Annotated in this window: 12 protein-coding genes and 1 pseudogene; 3 read left to right on the forward strand and 10 right to left on the reverse strand. The window is 43.1% G+C overall.

Going from position 1 to position 24,034, the window contains the following annotated elements; all coding sequences use genetic code 11:
* Nucleotides 1-12 precede the first annotated feature (12 nt).
* Nucleotides 13-1,029: a GNAT family N-acetyltransferase gene (locus DXA54_RS07370; protein WP_120079144.1), complete on the forward strand. Its 1,017-nt coding sequence runs from the start codon at nucleotides 13-15 to the stop codon at nucleotides 1,027-1,029.
* A gap of 91 nt (nucleotides 1,030-1,120) precedes the next feature.
* Here DXA54_RS07370 and DXA54_RS07375 read toward each other — a convergent pair whose 3' ends face one another.
* The 5 genes and pseudogenes from DXA54_RS07375 to DXA54_RS07395 all read right to left on the reverse strand — a co-directional run bounded on the left by DXA54_RS07375 (nucleotide 1,121) and on the right by DXA54_RS07395 (nucleotide 8,597).
* A complete protein-coding gene (locus tag DXA54_RS07375) occupies nucleotides 1,121-2,254 on the reverse strand; it encodes a glycoside hydrolase family 88 protein (protein WP_004305060.1) in 1,134 nt (377 codons plus the stop codon).
* Between the two features lie 4 nt (nucleotides 2,255-2,258).
* A complete protein-coding gene (locus DXA54_RS07380) occupies nucleotides 2,259-3,554 on the reverse strand; it encodes a BNR repeat-containing protein (RefSeq protein WP_004322201.1) in 1,296 nt (431 codons plus the stop codon).
* Between the two features lie 9 nt (nucleotides 3,555-3,563).
* Nucleotides 3,564-4,604: a glycoside hydrolase family 43 protein gene (locus tag DXA54_RS07385; protein ID WP_004305062.1), complete on the reverse strand. Its 1,041-nt coding sequence runs from the start codon at nucleotides 4,602-4,604 to the stop codon at nucleotides 3,564-3,566.
* 222 nt (nucleotides 4,605-4,826) lie between these two features.
* Nucleotides 4,827-6,560, reverse strand: coding sequence for a BNR repeat-containing protein (locus DXA54_RS07390; RefSeq protein WP_008649565.1), 1,734 nt, complete (start codon nucleotides 6,558-6,560; stop codon nucleotides 4,827-4,829).
* Between the two features lie 49 nt (nucleotides 6,561-6,609).
* Nucleotides 6,610-8,597, reverse strand: a pseudogene (locus tag DXA54_RS07395) (DUF2264 domain-containing protein).
* A gap of 206 nt (nucleotides 8,598-8,803) precedes the next feature.
* On the opposite strand from DXA54_RS07395, the gene DXA54_RS07400 reads away from it, so the two are divergent.
* Nucleotides 8,804-11,395 carry a helix-turn-helix domain-containing protein gene (locus tag DXA54_RS07400; RefSeq protein ID WP_004305065.1) on the forward strand — a complete coding sequence of 864 codons (2,592 nt, stop codon included), beginning with the start codon at nucleotides 8,804-8,806 and terminating at the stop codon, nucleotides 11,393-11,395.
* A gap of 81 nt (nucleotides 11,396-11,476) precedes the next feature.
* Entirely contained in the window at nucleotides 11,477-13,957 is a 2,481-nt protein-coding gene (locus DXA54_RS07405; RefSeq protein WP_004305066.1) for a glycoside hydrolase family 31 protein, read from the forward strand.
* 804 nt (nucleotides 13,958-14,761) lie between these two features.
* Here DXA54_RS07405 and DXA54_RS07410 read toward each other — a convergent pair.
* The 5 genes from DXA54_RS07410 to DXA54_RS07430 all read right to left on the reverse strand — a co-directional run bounded on the left by DXA54_RS07410 (nucleotide 14,762) and on the right by DXA54_RS07430 (nucleotide 23,958).
* A complete protein-coding gene (locus DXA54_RS07410; RefSeq protein ID WP_004299723.1) occupies nucleotides 14,762-15,622 on the reverse strand; it encodes a TonB family protein in 861 nt (286 codons plus the stop codon).
* A gap of 208 nt (nucleotides 15,623-15,830) precedes the next feature.
* Nucleotides 15,831-17,777 carry a glycoside hydrolase family 97 protein gene (locus DXA54_RS07415; RefSeq protein WP_008776462.1) on the reverse strand — a complete coding sequence of 649 codons (1,947 nt, stop codon included), beginning with the start codon at nucleotides 17,775-17,777 and terminating at the stop codon, nucleotides 15,831-15,833.
* A gap of 35 nt (nucleotides 17,778-17,812) precedes the next feature.
* On the reverse strand, nucleotides 17,813-20,278 hold the full coding sequence (locus DXA54_RS07420; RefSeq protein ID WP_120079145.1) for an alpha-L-arabinofuranosidase C-terminal domain-containing protein: 2,466 nt from the start codon (nucleotides 20,276-20,278) through the stop codon (nucleotides 17,813-17,815).
* A 320-nt stretch (nucleotides 20,279-20,598) separates the two neighbouring features.
* Nucleotides 20,599-21,576 carry a glycoside hydrolase family 43 protein gene (locus tag DXA54_RS07425; protein ID WP_008649558.1) on the reverse strand — a complete coding sequence of 326 codons (978 nt, stop codon included), beginning with the start codon at nucleotides 21,574-21,576 and terminating at the stop codon, nucleotides 20,599-20,601.
* 45 nt (nucleotides 21,577-21,621) lie between these two features.
* Nucleotides 21,622-23,958 (reverse strand): beta-galactosidase, encoded by a 2,337-nt coding sequence (locus DXA54_RS07430; RefSeq protein WP_055167523.1) that lies wholly within the window; start codon nucleotides 23,956-23,958, stop codon nucleotides 21,622-21,624.
* Nucleotides 23,959-24,034: the final 76 nt, after the last annotated feature.

Below are 24,034 nucleotides of genomic sequence, written 5' to 3' on the forward strand. Positions count from 1 at the left end.
CTCTTTATAAATATGATGATAAAGGAGCAAGTAAAAGCATTGTGGAAAGTCTGTTTTGACGATAGTGAAGAATTCGTCGAGATGTACTTCAGACTACGCTATAAGACAGAGGTGAACGTTGCCATCAAAAGTGGTGATGAGGTAATCTCTGCCCTTCAAATGCTTCCTTATCTGATGACTTTTGGTGGAGAGACTGTACAGACCTCCTATATTTCAGGAGCCTGTACGCATCCCGATTTTCGAAGCAAAGGAGTCATGCGCGAGCTTTTATCACAGTCTTTCGCCCGGATGTTACGGAATGGAGTACACTTCAGCACATTAATACCGGCAGAACCCTGGTTGTTTGATTATTATGCCCGTATGGGATATGCTTCGGTATTCAAGTATTCAACTAAAGAGATCGTTTTGCCCGAGTTTATCCCTTCTAAAGAGATAGCGGTCAGTGTTGTTTCAGAATATCAGGAGGAGGTCTATTCCTATTTGAATAAGAAACTTTCCGAACGGGCTTGCTGTATTCAGCACACATCGGAAGACTTTCAGGTTATTATGACCGATCTTGCCATTAGTGGAGGTTATTTATTTGTAGCCAGACAGGAAAACGAAATCAAAGGAATAACCATTATATATAAAGGAGACAAACATATCATTATCAATGAGCTTTGCGCTGAAAATAAAGATGTGGAATATAGCCTGTTGTATGCTATCCGGCAACACACCGGATATAAGTGCATGGTTCAAATCTTGCCTCCCGAAGAGAAACAGCCTCAACATCCGCTAGGCATGGCACGTATCATCAATGCCAAAGAAGTGCTGCAAATCTATGCCGCAGCTTTTCCCGAAGATGAAATGCAGTTGGAATTATCGGATAAACAATTATCTGTCAATAACGGTTATTATTACCTGTGTAAAGGGAAGTGCATGTATAGTACCGAGCGACTGCCCGGTACGCATATACAGATGAATATTAGCGAATTAACCAATAGAATACTTCAGCCGTTAAAGCCATATATGAGCTTGATGCTGAATTAAATTTTAGGCACGGCTTACACGGATTACGCTGTTGACTTATATTAAGGCATGCCTCTAAGAGCTGCGAAACCCGTGTAATCCGTGCCTGTATTTATTTATTCAAATAACGAACCCGTTCGCAGGCTGCCAATAGAAACGCACCTACTCCAAAATTCGAAGTGGAGTTTGCGTCTACCACCTGACCGGGTATCGCTTTCTCACCAATCGGTTGCACATAACCAATCTTGCCATCAGGCTGCAAAGCAACTGTTGAGAGATATTTCCATGCTTTTTCAACCACCGGCTGATATTCTGCAGCATCTAGGAAACCGTTATTGATTCCCCATTGTAAACCATAGGTAAAGAAAGCCGTCCCACTGGTTTCCGGTCCCGGTGCATGCAATGGATCGAGCATACTGCGTGTCCAGTAACCTTCCGGCTGTTGACAAGCAGCAACCGACTTAGCCAGAGTACGGAAACGATCTATATATTCCGGACGATACTTATCTGTTTCAGGAAGTTCTTTCAAGACTTTTGCCAATCCGGCCAATACCCAGCCGTCTCCACGTGCCCAAAAATCCTTTTTGCCGTTCACACTTTTGTGTTTAGGATACACGTATTTTCCATCCCGGTAATAAAGTCCGGCCTCTTCATCATACATAATACTATCAGCATAGGCGAGGTATTCATGCAGTTTCTCCAAATAGAGCGGATTCTTAGTAATGTTATACATCTTTGTCATGACCGGCATGACCATATATAAGCCATCTGCCCACCACCAATAATCATGATTGGGGGTACTCATCTGATATTCCATCACTTCGCGGGCACGGGCTATTTTCTGTGTATCCGGTTCCATATTATAGAGATCGGCATACGTCTGAAAACAAATCTGATAGTCACCGAAAAGCACATAATCATCACTTTCACCGTAACTGTACTTCCAGTTTTCCTTATGATCTGATTTTGCCCCTTTCCATTCATTGTATTCCGCCCAGGCTTTCGAGTATTCCAAGTACTCCGGCTGCTTAGTCAAAAAATAAGCTTCCATATTTCCGGTGTGATAGGCGGCATTATCCCAAAAAGAACGTCCGTGTTCCGGATGATTCGTCTGCCAATAATTATTCACTTTATGAATAGTGTTTATCACTTCTTCAGCAGAAGCATCCTTCTTATCCGTACAACTTGCACAGATTGCACCGCCTAGAAAGAGTGCAGAAAAAAGAGTTACATATAGTTTCTTCATATCTTTATTTATTTGTATCCATATTCGTTTCCAATACATATATCATTTGAGGCTCAATTTCCGCTGTGCGTTCACCGTCTCCCTGACGGGTGTGTTGTACAAAGAGATGCAGTTTCCGCTGCTTTTTCCAAAGTTCCGTATCATGAGAGGGTTCCCAGGCATCCACCGAAAAATCCGTCAGATCCGTTATCGTCCACTTACTCGTACCCACATCAGTCGCATGTGCCATCGACACACGGCTTCCCCGTTCTTCGTCACGGAAAATATAAAAGACTTCTCCACCTTCTACCACAATACGCGGACGGGCAATAGGGATCATTTTCGTACCTCCACCCTTCAAGGTAAAAGGTGTCTGGCGATCGGTTATCTGCCGTTGATGCCACATCTTCCCGTCATTCCAGACGATGCGGTATTGAGGAACATCACTGTCGGATTCCCGCCAATAAGTAGCTATATACGGATTTCCTCCTGCATCAGCACTCATGCTCGTCTGATTAATCAACTCACAGTTTTGAGGTAAACGACAGGCATACTCCGCATTGGACAATTTGATCGGGAGTTCATATCGTTCTCCACTCGTCTTATACCAAGTTACCCCATTATCAAAAGAACGGGCATAACAAATATCATGGTTTGTTTCCACATGCCAGGTCTCGCGCCATACCCATGAAAGATGAATCGTCCCTTTCTCATCAACATATAACTGCCAATAGGCATTCCGTTTATTTTCTCCGTCGATCAGTATATCCTGCACACGAGTCCATTTGTGTTCTTTCAGCGAATAACGGTTCATTACCAGATTTCCACGACCCGAAGAACCGGAGCGGTAAACAAACAATAAATCTCCTCCGGATAAAGGATAGAACTCCGGATAGGTGACATTTCCTTCGTCAACTCCGGTCATGGGCATTTTATCCCCCAGTTCCAAAGAACCGGGAGCAATGCTCCGGCAGTAATTCAATGGATGTCCGTGATGGTCAAAAGATACGTGCATGTATCCTTCTCCATCTATCATCATACTAATTATATTATGAGCATCCTTCACATTTCCCTGATATTGGGTGCGATGTAATGTCCATTGTTCCGAATCCAGTTTCCGCTTTCCAAGTACCAGATAGCCATCGTTATCGTAATAACTGATATATTGTTCATCACCGTGTGTAACCAGCGAATTATTCCGAAAGACCGTCGTATTGACCGAAGTACAGCTATACCCCTTTCCCACTTCAACCAAATGCTGGGAACAGGCAATAACGGGAACGAGCATTATTCCGCAAAGTAGTAGCAGTATCCGTTTCATATTTATTTTTTATTTGTCAAAGATAGAAAGGTTCCATTTTTCATGCCAAGGGATAGTTATTTTCCCATCTTTTACCAACACAGGCAGCCATACATAACGGGAATCTTCCAAATCCTTCTTCTTCCAACGGTCGAACATGGCAATATATGCATTCTTCTTTCCGACAACAGGCTGGACATAAGTACTCTGGGCATAAAACGTTTTATCCGCATCCGGTCCCGTACAAGGATTTCCGATTGTCTTCCATGTTCCCATAATAGAATCGGCTACTGCGATCTCGGCTATATTAGGATCCCAGCCAGTACAACCGGAACTTAACATATAATATTTACCATTATATTTAAATACTGCCGGAGCCTCTCTCGATTCTTTTACGAAATTGCGTGTAAAACGTCCGCTCGGTTTCAGATAATCATCAGTCAGAAGGCTGATATACATCGTTTCATTATTTTCTGAAGAATAAAACTGATAAGCACGTCCATCATCATCCACAAAAACAGTCTGATCGCGGCTCATCGCATTGTTCGGACGAAAACTTCCCTGATAAACGAACGGACCGACAGGAGAATCGGAAACTGCCACTCCGGCACAAGCCTTACTGTAATCAGCACTTTCCACATGGGCCCACATTACAAATTTGCCCGTTTTCTTATTATAAACCACTTTCGGACGTTCCAATACTTTGGAGGGATGCAGGTCATGATTCGGATCGTCTTTAACTGCCGGAAGTACAATACCCTCAAATTTCCAATTCAGCAAGTCTTTAGAAGAGTAACAACCTACTCCGGTCACATCCGTACGATAACACTCCCACGTAGCCCAGTCAGGCAAAATGGTTTTCCCTTTCTTGTATTCGCCATACCAATAGTAAGTGCCGTTATGATATAAAAGTCCACCACCATGGGCATTGATCGGATTCCCGTCCGTATCTTTCCAAACTTCACCGGGGATAAACTCCGTATACTTCTGTGCATGCACTGATACAGGCAGTAATGATATACAAACCACCCCTAATAATATAAACTTAATTATTCCACAATGTCTATTCATATTCATGATATTAAATAAGATTTCTTGTCTACAAAGATAGATGATACATAAAATATAAAGGTCTACTTATATGTCAAAAAAGGGCTAAAAACAATCATTCTCTATTAAATGTATGATATTATGGAGAATTTGTACTTCGAACTTAGTCCTCATTTATTATATAATACGATATAAACGAGGATTCCACTTATTAGCCCACTCCATAAAAGAGTTCGCTCGCTTTCAATCAAAGTCAATTCTCTGATCGAGCAAGTCATTTATATATACACATAAAACACCTTTCTTATATTCCATCCTCAAACGAACCTCCCCATATTTCTGCGGAGTATACCACTTGCCACCGGTTCCACGAGCCTGTGTTTTCCAACAATCCGATGTTCCCAATACATTTGTGCTGGTATATACCTTCCCTTTATATCTGATTTCAGGTTTCATCGTTTCTCCGTTTAGATAATATTCCAGATCACCGAGTTGCAACAAGCAACCTTGATAATTATCTGCGCCAAGAGTAATCGTCTGTTCCAGCACAAAAGGTTTTTCAGGATCAAATCGTATTTCTTTGCCGGATGCCGCTATCATCTTCTTCTTTTTTCTATCGGGGAATCCTTTGAAGTCGCAGGCTATTCCTGTAGAATAGCCTTGTGGATGTTGTAAACTGACAATCCAATCATAATAGTTGCCATACATCCAAGTCAGCCGCAATGGGGTACCCTCTGAAGCCGGTATCATATAAGGACGGACATTATTCAGTTGCGAGTCTTTTGTGACTGCCTCCTTAGAAATAACCTCTCCATCTTCACTCATGATAAATCTTACAATCTCATACACCTTACCATATTTTCCCTCTACCGGTAATGAGCAATATACCTCATTAACATTCGACGGATCGATAGCCATACCGGCACTATAACACTTTTCTAAATTCGGCGTCTGATGAAAATGTCCACCGGCATTAATAAGAAAAGTCTTTTTCCACTCGTGTCCGTTCCATTTTGCATAGTAATAATCATGAGATTCTTTATTATCGCTGATACGTACCATTGCTATCACCGGATTTCCGTTCCTGTCCGAAGCTATTTGCCATACCCAGTCACGTTCAGAAGGATTATCCACTACCGTAGACGGGTATTGTTTCGCATAATCACCTGTCTTGTTCACCTTAAATGTGCCGTCGGCAATAGTAGAAAGTACGGTTCCCCTGACATCAGTCAACTGCAATGTTTTGATATCGATATAATTAAAATAAAGGAAGTTGGGAAGTTCATTATCCGGATGTCCCGTGGTGTAAGTCAAATAAATCTTATCTTTCCCGTTAGACATGTATTTCGCATACGGACGGGCGCCGGTAGATTGTACGATTTGATACGGTCCCCATACTACATCCACCTCATCTTTGTCGTCCGGTAATGAAAGCTTGGCAATAGTCGGATGCCAACCGATTCCACGCCAGCATAAATAAATATGTTCAGGATCATCCGACAGAATAAACGGAGAAGGATAAGTCGTATTATTTTTTGTTTCAATCCTCTTTTCTTCACCTAAAGTAGTAATATCCCCCGGTATTCGGGAGACTCTGTAATAAAAACAAGGTTCATCCGTATGTCTTGAATAGAAAATCATGATTCTTTCATCGGGCAATACAAGAAAAGTGGGATTGTTATGATCGTCCGGCTGAAAATACGAACGGATCAATACTTCTTCCTGTTCCTTCTTTTGAAAGTCATACTGCATCGCCTTTATATTACCATGAATATCGATGTAACCGATATATGTCTTATTTATAGTTCCCTCCTTGTTTTCATAATGCAAGGCTCTCGGATCGGCAAACCAACACCAAGCTCCTTCAGCTGCAACTTGATACCCACCGCCAGTAGGATTATTTTCTGCATTTTGGGCATTCAAATGAAAGCTACACAGATATAAAACGACAAAAATCCAAACAATCTTCTCTTTCATGATAGCAATATGTTTCTTAATTAAATATCAGTTACTTGAATGGGATTCATTACTCAAACGAAATAGTTTTTATTTCACCGTTTGATAAACAAACCGTCACCTGTTTCTTATCCTCTGACACATGGACAGATTTCACCGGTGTCAGCTCTTTTGAAGTAAAACCTCTTTTCTCATTCTTCTTCCATAATTGAAGTGTCACATATATTTTTTCACCGGATAACTGATCGGAAACCATATTTAATGCACATTTCTCACTTACAGGATGCACTCCCTCCGGATATACCGTATATGTTTTCTCCCAACCTGTCAATGGTATCATTGCCAATTCATATTTTCCGTTAGAGAGTACCGGAATATTCTGTTTACCCACCTTACAACCTGTTTCCTTTATATCGGAATCCAGACGAGGCAGGGAATAATGTCCCAAACAAATCTCCGCCGGTTCTGAAACAGTCACCTTATCTACCCGCAGAATTCCATCCGGCAGAGGAATATCCGCCAACTGATACTTCACAGTGCTATCCGTTTCGAGCACAGCGTCACGACGATAAATTCCATTTTCGAAACTTTTGAACGTATACAACCGCAACACTTCCCATTCCCCTTTTTTATTCCTTGTTCCATAATTCATGGAAATCTCCCCATTCTTCCCATCTGCCATCCAGGGGAACTCTGTATGGTAAGCCAGTTTATTATAATTTTCGGTACTCCGGATTTTGCCACAGTCTCATGACACCATGAACGCATTTCAGATCCGCCACAATTCGGGTAATTGGTTATCAATAGATTAGTTCCCTGCTGGAACTTATTATACACTTCCCCTTTTTTCAGTTCTTTCTCCCAAGGACCGTTATTTTCTGTAGCCGACCAATAGTTAGAGTTTTCCGGCAACAACAAACTAAGAAAAGCTTTTCCGCACCAATAAACACTACCCCGGCAACTATAAATCTGAACAGCAGGAGCAAAAGGTCCGTAGAAACCCATTGTCGGAACACCATCTTCCAGAAATTCCGGACGTTCTAAAAATTGCAACAACGTAGAAGAAGCTATCCTTCTCATCCATCCATAATTCACATTACCACTTTTGTCATATTCATACAAAGACAAAGGAGCAGTAACGGCAAAACGATAACAAATACTCCGTCCCCACATATTCATCCTGCCATCACGGCTGAACAGAAATGGATAATTATCAACCATGTCATGCTGATTTTCCATAAACTGCCTTGCATATTGAGGGTATTGTTTCTTCCCGAACATTTCCGCCCAAATAGGTCCGTAAGTCTGATAAGCCCACGCACTATAATAGTCATAAGCCGGAGCGTCATTGTACCAGCCTTCGCCCCGATAGCGTGCGAGAAGTTTTTGCAGGTTCGACTCCAGATAGCTTTCATTCACGGCATATCCCTGATCTTTCAGAAAACTCAAGATAAAGACATTGAAAAACATCCAGTTGGAACCAATAGTCGGTCCCTCTCCATAACTCAACATGGTAGCAGCCAGTGAATCTTTCTGTTTCTTAGTGAGAGGATTCCATAACACTTCCTGTGCAGCTTTCATCGAGATTGCCAAAGAGCCCAGTTCCAACAATGTCTGACTGGGACCTCCCGTACGATGCGGAATATAGCTCCTACTTTCAGGGTTAGAGATATTTATCAGTTGATAACGATAATAGTCTGCCACTTTTATCCCGTTCATCTCCAGTTCTGGATTATCTTTCAAAAGAGGAGCAGCTACAAATAGAGTCCGTGCCAGACCTTCCAGCTTTGCTACCGGAATTTCTCCCGTATTTCTCGGATATGTTTTATCCAGCTGTTTCGGAAAATACATTTGATCGTCTAATGTATGTATATAGTTAAATGCACCTTTTAATAAATACTCGCCTGCCTGTATCCAGTGCTGACGAGTCATTCCCGTATAAGGGCTTTTCTGATAATCCGGCTGCCGGACGGTGAATATGTTTTCCTGCGCAAAGACCACAGAGAGTTTTAATGATAAAATAGCAAACAATAAAAATAATGCAAATCTTGCTTTCATGGTAATGATATGTTTATAATGTCAGATTCATCGCAAAAGTAAAGCTTTATATACAAACATTCGTCTGAATATCATTCATAAAAGCCCAAAATTAAGTCAAAATGCCACTTTTTATCAGCTGAATGATAAATAACTGCCTTTAACAGATAGAAAAGTCGTGCTTCATAAGCCGACTTTTTTTATCTTTGTAATCTTGAAACATAGCCATGACTACCAATAGTTTGAGAAACATACGGATTCTGCTCTGCTTATTTTTCTGTTTCAGGATGACACCGTTCATATATGCCGGTGAATTCCTGTTCACCACCATCAATGCGTCGCAAGGATTGAGTGATAACCAAATACGTTATATCCTCCAGTTGCCCGACGGAAGAATGGTATTCACCACCAGCGGTAATGTAAATCTATACGACGGTGTACATTTCAGCTATCTTCACCGCACCACGGAATACGTATATCCATTAAACCAATATAACGGGCATTACCGCATTTACCAGAGTGGGGATTCTCTGTTATGGATTAAAGATACTCACAAACTGATGTGCATTGACCTGTACAGAGAGGAATACATTCCTGATTTAGATGCTTACTTTAAGAACAGAGAGATACAAGCCCCCGTAGAAGACCTTTTTGTAGACGATTCAGGACACATCTGGCTACTCATAGCTAACGAATTACTGGAATTAAACAACAAGACCCGTATAACCTTGCCCGGCAAGTATTCCGGAAAATTGCAGGACCTGAATGCCGACAGTACCTCCCTATATTTATTCTATGACACAGGCGAAGTGTCCTGTTACCACATAGCCGACCAAAAAACCGTATACAACATAGCCGCTTATCCTGCATCCGAACAGGCTGAATATCAAAATACTTCTCTCGTCGTCAAAAGTGCAGACGGCTTCTATCAACTACGCAACGGGCGTAAAGGCGGTTTATTCTATTTCAATAGCCACAAGCGCACATGGAAAAAACTCTTCGAACAGAACTATACTCTCAACACCCTTATCATTACCCCTAATGGTGAGAAAGCCTATATCAGTTGCGTTCACGGGTTTTGGATGATTGACCTCCACACAGGAACACAAAAATACATCCCCCTATTGGAAACCGGAAACGGACAGATTGTCTCTACCGAAATCAGCACTATCTTTCAAGACCGACAAGGAGGGTTATGGCTCGGAACTTTCAATCGGGGATTATTATATCATCACCCGTCCATGCATAAACTGACTCATATAGGTCGCAATGCATTTCCCGTCTCCCCGGAAGAAGAAATCAATATTGAATCTTTCGCCGAAGATAAAGATGGAAATATCTATCTGAAAGCTCATTCCCGAATTTATCGACTGACAGCTAATGAACAAAAATCCTATGTATTAAAGTCAGCAGCTATCCCGTCTGTCTCTCCTGAAATACTGAATCGGTTGAACCCCAACAAGAACCATCATTTCAGAAATAAAGTATACAATACATTATATACCGACACACGCGGATGGACATGGGCAGGAACTCCTGACGGACTGGAACTTTTTACCAGCGAAAACGACTCTGCCCCACGTATCTTCTATCGTGAAAACGGATTGAGCAATAACTTTATCCAGGGCATTATTGAGGACAAATATCGAGACATCTGGGTAACGACCAGTAACGGTGTCACACGCATCCACATAAATCCGGAGAATAAGAACATCAGTTTCACCCGGTTCAATCAGTTGGACGGTGCTTTGGACGGCGAATACATAAAAGATGCCGTATTCAGTTCTTCCGACGGCACTCTCTATTTGGGTGGTATTGATGGCTTTAGCATATTCCATCCCGACAAGGACTCCATTCATCCGATGCTTCCTGATCCGCCGGTTTTCACAGCCTTACGCTTGTATGGAGAGAAAGTGAATACAGGAAAAGAATATGGCAACCGCATCATCCTGTCCAAGGCTGCTCCTTATACAACCGAAATCGAACTGGACTATAACCAAAACTTCCTGACTTTCGAATTTTCGGCATTGAATTATATCAATCATGAACGCACATACTACCGTTATCAACTGGAAGGTATCGACCCGCAATGGATGAGTACATTTGCAGGAAGACAGGGAAATGCGACCGTGGGGAAAGGTCTTCTTCAAGCTGTTTACACCAATTTACCACCGGGAGATTATACATTCAAAGTCATGGCTTCGGACAATCCTCTTCAGTGGAACGGCAAAGTGACAGCAATAAAATTAACCATCCATGCACCGTGGTGGAAAACAACCACGGCTTATATCCTGTATGCAGTCATTTTATTACTGATTGCTTTCACCGGTATCCGGTTGTATATCTATTGGAGCAGAAAGGAAATGGAACGCAAGCATAAAGAAGAGATTCTATTACTCCGTATCCGCAACCTGATCGAACAAAATAATTCTCTAACCTGTGGCATAGAAGAAACGTCTCCCGACCATCAGCAACAGGATACGGAAGAATCTGCATTTCTGGCACAAGCCATCAAACTGGTGGAACAGAATCTGCACGTCAATGGCTATTCGGTGGAGCAACTAAGCCGCGACCTCTGTATGGAGCGAACGGGATTATACCGCAAACTGGTGACTATGCTCGATCAGTCTCCCAGCCTCTTTATCCGTAACATTCGCCTGCAACGGGCAGCACAACTGATAACAGAGGGCAAGCTAAGCATTACGGAAATTGCGGAACACACAGGTTTTAGCAGTTCCAGTTATTTAAGCAAATGTTTTCAGGAAATGTATGGATGCCGCCCGTCAGAATATGCCGAAAAAGTGAAAAAATCAACGTGATTACTGTTTGTTTCAACCTGATTGTTGTCTGTTTTACTTGCCTCTGCCCTACTTTTGCTGCATCATAAAGCACTTAAAACCATGAAAATGAATCTTATTAGAAAAGCCGGTTTCTTGCTTGTATGTGCAACAATGGTTGCAGCAGGCAATGGTACAGCACAAAATGTACAGCGTACCTCACAAGGCATCAAGTGTGCCACACAGGGGATGGATGTCAACGTAGAGTTTTATTCACCCACCATTGTCAGGGTTTATAAGACGCCCAGTCAGAAATCTTGCAATAAAGAAAGTCTGGTCATTGTCAAAACGCCCGAGTCGACTCCTGTTTCTTTCGGTGAAAAGGGGAAAAATGTGACATTAAGCAGCCGTCTTATCCAAGTGGAAGTGAACCCGGAGACTGGTGGTATCCATTTTTTCGATTCGTCCGGCCAACGTCTGTTGACGGACAAGGATTACGGAACACAATTCACTCCTTTCAATGATGCAGGTGTTCCGTCTTTCAATGTCCGCCAGGCTTTTTTGCTGGATAAAGACGAAGTAATCTACGGTTTGGGACAGCAGCAGACGGGTAAAGTGAACCAACGCAATCAGAAACTGTTTCTCCGCAATCAAAATATGAGTATCTGCATTCCATTCATTCATTCCGTCAAGGGATATGCCCTTTATTGGGATAATTACTCTCCTACTACTTTCCTCGACAATCCGCAAGAGATGTCGTTCGACTCGGAAGTAGGCGATTGCGCTGATTATTATTTCATTTACGGCGGCAATGCGGACGGTGTAATAGCCGGAGTGCGCGAGCTGACCGGTCAGGCCCCGCTCTATCCGCTCTGGACACTGGGATTCTGGCAATGCCGCGAACGCTATAAAAGTCCGGACGAACTCTGCGAAGTAGTAGACAAGTACCGTGAACTGAAAGTACCACTGGACGGTATCATCCAGGACTGGCAATACTGGGGATGCAATGAAAACTGGAACTCGATGAAATTCCAAAACCCACGCTATATCAACAAAATGGGTGATCCGGAATACATGAAATTCCTCCCGAACGGAGAAGACAGAAATGCTAATTATGGAACGCCACGCATCAAAAGTCCGAAAGAAATGATCGACTATGTACATAAACAGAATGCACATATCATGATTTCAGTATGGGCCTCGTTCGGTCCGTGGACAGAGATGTACCAGAAAATGGATAGCCTGAAAGCATTGCTTCACTTCGAGACATGGCCTCCCAAAGCCGGAGTAAAACCTTACGACCCGTTCAATCCGACAGCACGCGATATGTATTGGGCAGAAATGAAAAAGAATATCTTCGATCTCGGAATGGATGGCTGGTGGCTCGACTCTACCGAGCCGGATCATCTGGAAATCAAGGACAAAGATTTCGATACCCCCACTTATCTGGGTTCATTCCGCAGAGTGCACAACGCTTTTCCTTTGATGTCCAACAAGGGTGTATACGGACATCAACGTGCCACCACTTCCGACAAGCGGGTATTCCTGCTCACACGTTCGTCTTTCCTAGGACAGCAACGTTATGCGTCACATTCATGGAGCGGCGATGTAGTCTCCACCTGGGAAGTGATGAAGAAACAACTGGCGGCAGGACTAAATTACTCACTATGCGGCATACCATACTGGAATACCGACCTAGGCGGATTCTTCGCACGGAAATACAACAATAATGTACACAATATCGCTTATCATGAATTGCACGTGCGCTGGTATCAGTGGGGAGCATTCCAGCCGATCATGCGTTCACACAATTCCAGTCCGGTAGCTGTGGAAATATACCAGTTCGGCAAGAAAGGAGACTGGGCGTATGACGCACTCGAAAAATATACTCACCTGCGCTATCGCCTTTTGCCCTATCTCTACAGCACTTCATGGGAAGTTACCAACAAAGCGGGCAGCATCATCCGACCACTCATGATGGATTTTCCTAAAGATAAGAAAGTACTCGAGATGGATACAGAGTATATGTTTGGCCGTAATTTCCTTGTCCGCCCCGTAACTGATTCGCTTTATACATGGCAGGACGACAAACAGAACGGCTATCAGAAGAATATGAATAAGATAGGAAAGACAGATGTTTATCTACCCGCAGGTGCCCAATGGATTGATTTCTGGACCGGGAAAAGCCTGAAAGGCGGACAAACCATCCAGCGTGAAGTGCCTATCGACATCATGCCTGTCTATGTCCGTGCTGGTTCTATCCTACCCTGGGGACCGGCTGTACAATATTCCACCGAAAAGAAATGGGATAATCTGACACTTCGCATTTATCCGGGCGCCGACGCTGAATTTACTCTTTACGAAGATGAGTTCGACAACTACAATTACGAAAAGGGAGCATACACTACCATTGCCATGAAATGGAATGATAAAGACCGTACCCTGACGATTAACGACCGGCAAGGTAACTACAAAGGAATGCTGAAAAATCGTAAATTCAACATTATCATTGTAGAACCGGGAAAAGGTTGTGGTGACGGTGATGCTACGACATTCGATCAATCTGTTTCTTATAGGGGAAAGAGAGTAGACTTAAAATTATAAAGTTTCAACTTTATTCCCACCATCTCACACTGGGGAAATAAACAGTAACCAATCGGTAAATTTCCCTCTAACACCTGTTTTTCAATTTTACAAGTACAGCCTTCACCCTTCACAATGCCCTATTCATCGGCATTAGCGGGTGAAGGCTGCTCTTTCATCCGCCTTTCACCCTCCGTTTTCTTAACCCTGTATAATTCTTCTCCACCTGTTACTTCTAAAAACATATCTAACCTGTTTCCCACTCATTACTAACCAACTTCTTTTTCATTAATAACAAACTTTCTTTTGATTACTGGTAAACTTCTTATTACCAGTATGTAAACTTGTTTTTCATTAAATGCAATCTATAATTGCAAGTTGCGTTTATAAAAACAAAAGCTTTGATTATATAAATGCAAGTTTCATTTATATAATCAAAGCTTGCATTTATAGTTTTCTTATGATGCAAAGAAAGTTTGGTTCCTATACAAAGGAAGTTTATCCCTTATAGAAAAGAAGTTTTCCTATAATAGTCTGGAAGCTATCTGCTAACACTTCTTCTGCCAACTATAGATAAAAGATTTAGCAGACTAGACAATCTGTGAAAACCAGGGTAGAAAGGTGAAAGGAAAGTGAAAGCCTGCCCTTCACCCGCTAATGCCGATGAATAGGGCATTGTGAAAGGTGAAGGGTATTTTCTTGAATTTCCATAAGATCCCGCAACGATTCAAAACGAAACTTTCCGGGAACTATCGTTTCAAATAAGTCTTCTAAAACGAATGTACTCTTCCTTCAACAATGGCAAATCTATACAGAGAGAAATTATCAATCAGCCATTATCTTCACATCAGGCGACGGAACACGGAACCAATACTCCACCCATCGTTTTTCTTTATCGGGCATTGAGAACGATAACTTAATCAGATTGTCGTGGAGACGTTCAACACTAATTTCATTCTCTGTTCCCGGAACGAAAACAGGATCGGACGATTTTCCCAATATCTCGACATACACGCTGTCTGAAGGCAAACGATACTCTCCCTGGGAAAATATAATGGCATTCGATTTCGCATCCCTGCCACGTGTCATGATGTTTATAAATGTTTTATCGGCAGAAATTACTTTTAAGACCGGTAATAATGCAATCCGAAAATCATGTGCACCGGGCTGCACAAGACAGCTTTGCCATACTCCCTCCAGACTCTTATTAGTGACTTCCTGACCGCTAGGGACAGTAAGTTCAGGAATATTCATATTCGGAGTATTGCCATTTTGCTTTTTCGACAGGCTGAACATTACAGGAATAGTGAAACGCACTTTGACAGCCTTGCCATCCGCCATTCCGGGTGACCATTTAGGCATTGTTTTCACCACGCGCAAAGCCTCTTCATCCAACAGGGGATCAACTCCTCTCACTACCTTTCCCTGTCCCGGTGTTCCATCTTCCATCACTACGAACTGGATAATCACCCGACCGGAAACTCCTTTCTTCTGGGCTTCGACAGGGTATTTTACGTTAGTTGCCAAGTATTTCATCATGGCTTGCATGCCTCCCGGAAACTTCGGCATCTCATCGGGAATTAAATAAACTCCCTCACTATCTATTCTGGGGACTGACTCTTTCTGTGCAAACAATGGCAAACACAGAAACAACGCAATGAAAAGACTTACTAGTTTGGTATGCATGGTTTTCCATTTTAAGGTTGAACAATAAACGAAGATAACATCTTTACGCTAAAAGACCAACAAAAAAATCGTTTATTTTCCTCATACACAGCAGTTATTTATTGCACAATAAATACTGTTGCCACCAAGCCACAAGTAAATAACAAATAAAAATGTGAGTTCGGGATAAGGGTATTTATCCCGAACTCACATCCAAAAGAAATATCATCTAGTTGTTCACCAATACAACACCTCCCTGTGGAAGGATTTCCAGTTGCACTTTTCCGCTTTCTTTTACTTTCAACGTCACAAGTTGAGGTTCTCCTTTTTTATCATCCTTATACAGAGAAACGGTTTTTCCGGCAAACATATCTAAATCCAGTTTCAACTTTACGATTTCTTTCCCGGCATTCACAGCAGCCAGATACCAGGTGTCACCGTGGCGACGTGCCAAGACTACATATTTTCCCGGATATCCGTCAATGAAACGTGTTTCATCCCACGTGGTAGGAACCGTTTTCATATAGTCCACACAAACAGGGGAAACATCTTTCAGGTTGTTGGGAGCAAGCGCAAAATTCTGTACCGGATTCTGGAATAATACGGTAGTGGCTAATTGAAATATATCAGTAGTACGGCGGGTAGTTCCTCCGTCATTGTTGCGATTCAGCCGTTTGTTCAGGAAACAACCACCGAATTCCATGCAACCCACCGCGTTGCGGATAAACGGATGCAGACAGGCATTGAAAGCCTCTTCATCACAGAAGTGCTGGCCGAAAACCATATTTTCGGAGGCCAGTACAGCCTCGCTGCCTACATAGTTCGGGTACATACGTTCCCATCCGCGAGGGATGGTGCAACCGTGGAAGATTACCATCAGACCGTGGTCGTCAGCATCACTCAAAATATCTTCATACAGGCGCATCGTTTCCTGCTTGTCGCCACCAAAGAAATCAACTTTGATTCCTTTCACTCCAAGACTTTGCAACCATTTCATTTCACGTTTGCGGATAATAGCATTGTCCATGTGATTCACCGGCCCCTGCTCAATATCATTCCAATAGCCGGAAGAGCTATACCATAAGAAGAGTTCAACTCCTTTGCTTCGTGCGTATTCTATCAAAGATTTCATGCGGTCACGGCCGATGTTCGTATCCCACCAGTTATCGATCAAGGCATACTCATACCCCATTGCAGCTGCAAAATCAATATAGCGCACCTGATCGTCATAGTTAATACTACCATCCTGCCAGAGAATCCAGCTCCATGTGCCGCGTCCGAAACGGTAGTCATGCTTCGTTTCATAAAGAGGACGTACGACATCCCAGATAACGGTTGTTTCCACAATCGGTTTCAAGGTTTCGCCAACAGTTATGGTACGCCAGGGAGTAGCACCGGGAAGGGCAAACGCCGGAGCAGAAGTTCCGTTACCGTTATTTTCTGCTGCCATCGGGAAAGCAACCGTATACAGATTACCTTCGCTTACATCGCTCAAACGAGAACCGCAATAACGACTGTCTACACCTGTTTCGCTGACTAATACCCAACCATCGTCACCGATACGGAACAGACAAGGGAACGTGTAGCCATGCCCGTACTGCGAACGGTCACTCATGGGAGCATCTGCCTTATACTCTTCCTCATAACTGGGTTTGGTACGCTTCCAACCTATCATGGCATCGCTTTGCGGACATAAGAAAGTAGTTGTTTGTTGCGGAAAGCGAAAGCCGGTTTCTTCGGCAGTTACCGTTACACTTCCTTTTCCATCCTGACGCGGAAGAGTATAGCGAAAAGCTACATCGTGATTGCTGACACGAAAGACTACATCTATTTTCTGCCCTTTCGAATTCTCAAAATTACAAATCAGTTCGTTTGCCTGATAATGCACTTTGGAGGTTTTAATACGATCCTGATGATAGACAGTGTCAATCGGAGTAACAGCGTGTCCTGTCAGTTTCATTCCTTTTACAAAGTCACCGATATTCGTATTCATACCCAAAGGAGATTTCTCCAACATTGTCTTTCCATTGTAGGTAATCGAATAACTTGGCTTTTCGGCTGGAGAAGCAGATACAACCAATTGCAGTTTTTCATCCGGCCCTTTCACTACCACTTCCTGTGCTATCAGAGAAGTCAGACAGCAACTAGCCAGCAGGGTACTTATTATCTTCTTCATATTATTTATGTCGTTATTATCTTCACTTTTTTCTGTTATTTCTCATTTGCCTTCTTTATGCGGATCACCGTAAAAGAATAGGCAGGTAATTGATAGTCAAACTTTTCTGCTACTTCCATTGTGTCTTCAACAGGTAGCGGGGTATCGGTCGGTTTGCCGGTCAGTACGGTTCTTTTTGCAGAAGACTGTATAGCACCGATTCCGGAAAGGTCGACATTCGTATTCACCTCTACGGGAAGTAAATTGACCAGCTTCACAATCACGTCGCCACTTGCCGAGTCACGGACAATAGAAGCGGCAATGCGTTTCCGCACTTGATCGTCTCTATTATCAAGAGTGATCTTTGACGGCAAATATTCGTTTCCGGCATTCTGTCCGTAGAGTTTCTGAACATAGTAGCCGGTGGTAGGTTTCACTTCCCGGTTATTGAAGTAAATCAAATCCGGATTCCACTGGGTATGTCCTTCTTTTGCGAGAAGAGGGGCATAGGAAGTCATGTGTACAACATCTCCATTACGTTCCAAGGCAGCAAGATAAAGAGCTTCTGTCAGTGCTGTTTCGATATTCGCCTTTCGTCCCGGTATGTGAGTTGCATATTCGCCCAAGTATACTTTTGTCTTTTTCGAACGATCGTATTTGTCGTAGAAATCCTGGTTGTTCAGGAACCATCCCGGAGTCTGGTAATAATGTTCGTCGACCATCGGAATACCCAGTTTGTCCGCCAGCTTCCATCCTTCCACGTAGTCTGTACCCTCATTGAACGGTCCCACTGTACCGACAACAATCATTTCAGGATATTTTTCTTTGATGGCATTGAAGATCATTGTGAAGCGTTCTTCGAAGATATCAGTGATAAGATCTTCATTTCCGATACCGATGTATTTCAGATTGAAAGGTTTCGGATGCCCGGCTTCGGCACGTACCTTTCCCCATTTGGTCTTCTTAGCGTCACCGTTTGCCCATTCTATCAGATCAAGAATATCCTGAATATAAGCTCCCATTTCGCTCATCGGGATACCACCTTGTTGTCCTCCTCTCAAGTCGCCGTGACAGGCAGAGTTCTGGCAAGGAACACCGGCCGCCAGCACTGGAAGCGGTTCCGCACCAATATCTTCGCAAAACTGGAAATATTCAAAATAACCCAATCCCATGCTTTGATGGTATCCCCAAAGGTTACGCTGTGCTTTTCTTGCTTCCAACGGACCTACTGTATTTTTCCATTGATAAATGTTTTTCAAGCCATCACCATGAGCCACACAGCCACCGGGGAAACGGATGAAACGGGGATGAATATCAGCCAACACTTGAGCCAGATCTTTGCGAAGCCCGTTCTTACGTCCTTTAAATGTATTCTGCGGGAATAGGGAAATCATGTCCAGATTCAATTCACCAACAGATTGAGGGATGATTTCGAGATGAGTGTCCGCAGTAGCTTTAGCAGTTATCACCGCTTTATATGTTTTCCATTGACGGGAAGACACTGTTAGAGAAGTTTCTCCACACACATTTCCTTTTCCATCTACCAGACGAACCTGCAATTTATTTGATTTACCCTGCGGAACCCGGGCGAAGATGGAAAAATCATATTTCTCTCCGGTGTTCAGTGCGATTCCATCAAAACCTGTATTTTCTAATGCAGCTCCCGGTTGTTCTACATTCAGCACGGCATAATGTGGGTTATTGATATGAATAGGGTCGGTAGTATCAATAGTGAAAGTCGTTTTCTCTCCTTTCAGTGCCCAGGAATGAGTGCTGTTCCAGTTCTTATCTCCTTCCCTGTCCGAAGGGTCGTACTCGAAGTCGCGGTTTTGGATAAGTTCTGCATAGAGTCCTCCGTCTGCCGAATAATTGATGTCTTCAAAAAAAGCGCCCAGCAATACATCACTAATGGCTTTTGCGCCTTCCGGTTGTACAGTGACCGTTGCTTTTACAGGCTTCAAACCGGCAAAACGTTCTCCATCCTGTATCGGACGTTCTCCATGTAATGAGTTCCGATATTGATTCCAGCCATAATTTTTATCCAATCCATCCACCAAGGTCCAAACTACCCGGTTGATATTTCCTTTCTGCTCTTCTCCGGCAACAATAGCTTTCACTCTCACTCCGTCAAAATCCGGCGTAGTACGGGGATATTTCTGACTGGTCCAGTTGATTAAATCCTTGGAAGTAGCCTGGCCGTATCCATCATGGTCATTCAGTTTCCAGGTACAAATCCATTCGCCATCGGACGATTGTTTCAAATAAGGATCGAGCATTTTCTTCTGTGATCCCCAGCGGCTATAATCGCACCGGAGATATCCGTAGTTCCGGCCAATTTCAAACCAGTTTTCTTTATCTGTACTCCAGGCAAAACGGAGTCCGCTGCGTCCGTCGTCTCCGGAAGTTGCAAAAGAAAACAGATAAACCGAATCGGGTGTACTCGTCATTTCTTTGATTGCAGCTAAAGTGAGCTGCTGGAACGACAAAAACAAGACAACTAAAAAGAGGAATAATTTTCTCATGGTATATATTGCATTAAGATTATCAATCGCAAAGTTAAGATTTTCATCATTCTAACAAGCGTGTTTCATATAATAATTGTCAATTATACACTTAAAAATATATAAGAAACAAGTAAACAAGGGTAAAATATACACTTTTCCCCATATCGTATACTGTTTTCCTGGATTACAACTAGTTGAATCCATCTTATCAGAATAACTCAAAAGAAAACAAAAGGATGGGAATACTCACTGGGAAGCGAAGATTACCCGCCTGAAAAACAATTGGTTTAACAAATCAGGGACAGGTGTTTTTCTCCTGTCCCACGAGATATTTTAGTTCAGAAACCTTCGGGTTTGCCATAGGCCTTGAAGAGGCGTTTCAACTCTTTTGGGGTAATCGGTATGACAGTGCCATGGCGCGGATGGAAATCCATACTGATAGCATGGTCAATCACTTTGAAATGTTCCAGATCGGAACTTTCGGTAAACTGGTATTTACCTTTCGTATATACATCATACATCAAAATATACTTATCGGAACCAACCAGCGGGAAAATACCCGAACCTTCTACCGGATCCTTCGTCTGCTGTTTATAGTCATCCGATTCTGTCCATTGGCCGGAGGTTAGAGAGGAGGTAGTGGCCTTTTTAATTCCATTTCCATTCCCTTCCGTTTTGTAGAACAAATGATAGAGTCCATCTTTGTAAATAATGTCGCCGTCAATACATGATTTTTTGTTTTCCGGAAGAAACAGTGGCTTCGGTTCTCCTTCTATATCGGTAAAATCTTTGTCGGCATAAGCATAATAAATGATATCGGGACCATTGCCATGTTGCATGGACCAGTAAACCATGTACTTTCCTGCTTCCCTATCATAAATAGTTTGTGGAGCCCACACACGTTTCAGATCCTCCTGATTGGGATATTTTTTCTGGATATTCACGATATTGGAAGTCCAGTGTACAAGGTCTTTTGATTTCAATAATATCATGGCACGGTTAGAACTCCATCCATTGCCGGACACCATATCTGTCACCACCATATAAAATGTCTTCCCATCTTCACAGCGCAAGATATGGGGATCACGTACTCCACCTGTTGAACTAATCACACGGGAATCAAGTACCGGCTGATTTCCATTCAAGGCTTTATAATTATATCCATCGAGGCTAACAGCCATCCGGACGGCTTCTTCACTCATGCGATTGCCGGTGAAGTAAACAAACAGGTAAGCAGATTGCTGGCAATACCCAGTCAACACTCCCACAAATAGGAATGCGAAAAGAATTATATTTTTCTTCATATTCATCATCATTTCAATGCTTTTTCATCCATTGTTTTATTCTTGTTCATTCACTGTTTAGTAGTTGAAATCAGCAGGTTTCACATATACACGATATTCCTTAATCATACCCGGATACCCTTTTTCGGCACGAGGCAGATAGCGGAAACCGGTCACATTTTCCACTTTGCTCAAGTCAATTACCAATTGATGAGGATAAGGAACATTGTCCACTGTCATCCAGAAAGTGGATTCCTGCAAGTCGAATATCTTGTCGGCTGTACGGTTGCCACTACGCGTTTCTTCACTATCGGCATAACGAATCTTCCAATGTTCGCGGGATACCGGTTTACCATCAGCTCCCAGGACATCAAACTCTGCTATCGCTGCGATGTTATCATTTGCTTGTGGAGAAAGTGCTTCCAGACAGAAATAACGTCCTTTCACCGGAGTGGCAAATCGCACTTCCTGCCAGCCGTTACCCGGAGTGAAAGCTCCTTCATGGCCCACTTTCTCACCCGTCAGTTTCAGTTTTTCTCCATCCTTGCGGTGTGTTTCGGGAGCTTTTTCACGAAGCACATCGAGAATTGGTTTCTTCAAACCTTTGATGGAAGCCCGGGTAGGACCTTTCAAATCCAGAACGAGGATTTCATTCTCTCCTTCTTTCAGCCAGCACCCCGGCATAAAGAGAGTCTGCTGCGGACCGATTTCCCAGAAACGCCCCATTGCATGACCGTTCACCCAGACCATACCTTTTCCCCATGTACTCATATCCAGGAAAGTATCTCCTACTTTATCCAGTGTAAAGGTGCTCTTATAATAGGCAGGCATAGTCGGTAATATCTTTGTATCGCTATATTTCTTATCTTTTATAAAGGAATAATCTACCGGGAAGTTATATACAGTCCAGTTTTTCAATTCCTTAGTCTGGTTACCCGAAATAAGTTCCACCTTTTCGGTGATCCCTTTGCGGTCGTGGATGGATTTGTCAAAGTTAACACGTCCCATTGCTTCCACAAGAATATCCAGTTGTGTGCCTTTTTTCAGCGCGGGCAAGGTCGTTGTAAATTCTCCCTTACGACGGTCCAAGCGTGCCAGCAGTTTACCGTCGGCATATATCTGCGCCCAGTCGTGCACTTCCGTAATTTTCAAAGTGGTGCCTGCAAGAGTCGTTTCGGGCAATGTGGTACGATACAGAATCGTTCCCCATCCCTGGTTGAATTGTTCCATCGGTTGAATATCCACCGTTTGTTTTGCCTCCGGCAGATTTGAGAAAAGCGGAGCCACTTTATGGAAGTGAAACTCGGGGATTTCAATAACAGGCAGAGCTGCGGGCACTGCGGGCAACGTCTCACCTGCCGGAAGATAGTTTTTCAACAAGTCACGAAGCAAGAAAAACTTGTCGGTCGTCCATCCGGGTTCGCTAATCGGAGCATCATAATCGTATGAGCTGCACATGGCGGAATAAGCCGGGTTGTTCGCACCTCCCCAATGTCCGAAAGTCGTTCCTCCGTGAGTCATATACAGACTGAAAGAGATGTTCCGGTCGAGCATATCCTTGATGCCCTGTACCATATCTTTTGCAGGACGTGTCTCATGTTTGCGTCCCCAGTGGTCGAACCATCCGCTCCAGAACTCGCTACACATCAACGGAGTTTCAGGACGAAGTTCTTTGAGTTTTTTAAATTGCTGGTCGATATTGGCACCTGTTCCAAAGTTCACCGTCCAAATCAGGTCATCGAGCGCGTTATTGGTGAAGTTACTGCTCCAGTCACATTGAAACAGAGGTACATCGGAAAAACCGGATTCACGAACCAGGTCGCGCACGGCAGAGACATAAGGTTTGTCGATTCCATAAGAACCGTATTCATTCTCTACCTGTACCATGATGATATTTCCCCCTTTATTCACTTGCAGCGGAGCCAGTTGCTTACCGACCTCTTTCATAAAGATGCCTACCCGTTCCATATAATAGGGATCGAGCGTACGCAAGGCTATATCTTTTTTCTTCAACAGCCACCAGGGAAGTCCCCCCATCTCCCACTCCGCACATACATACGGACCAGGACGGACAATGACATACATACCGTGTTTCTGTGCCGCACGGCAGAAAGCTGCAATATCATTCTGACCGGAAAAATCAAACTTTCCTTCTTCCTGTTCATGGATATTCCAGAAAATATAAATACAAATAGTATTCATGCCTAATGCCTTGCACATCTCAATGCGATGTTCCCAATAAGCTTGCGGGATGCGGGTGTAATGCAACTCGGCAGCCTTCACCACAAACGGTTTTCCATCCAGCAAGAATGTGTTCTTGCCTGCCTCAAACTTCCGTGCAGTAGTTTGCGCCTGTGCAGTACTAAAGAAAATAACTGTAAAAAGTACCAGTAAAGCAATCAATCTGTTTTTCATGGTTTATTCAAAAATAGAATTTTAATAGTATACGGCAAAGGTAGGCGATTCACCTAAAAAGGAGGGCATAATTATC

This window comes from Bacteroides sp. OF03-11BH, from assembly GCF_003604005.1.
Taxonomy (GTDB): domain Bacteria; phylum Bacteroidota; class Bacteroidia; order Bacteroidales; family Bacteroidaceae; genus Bacteroides; species Bacteroides ovatus.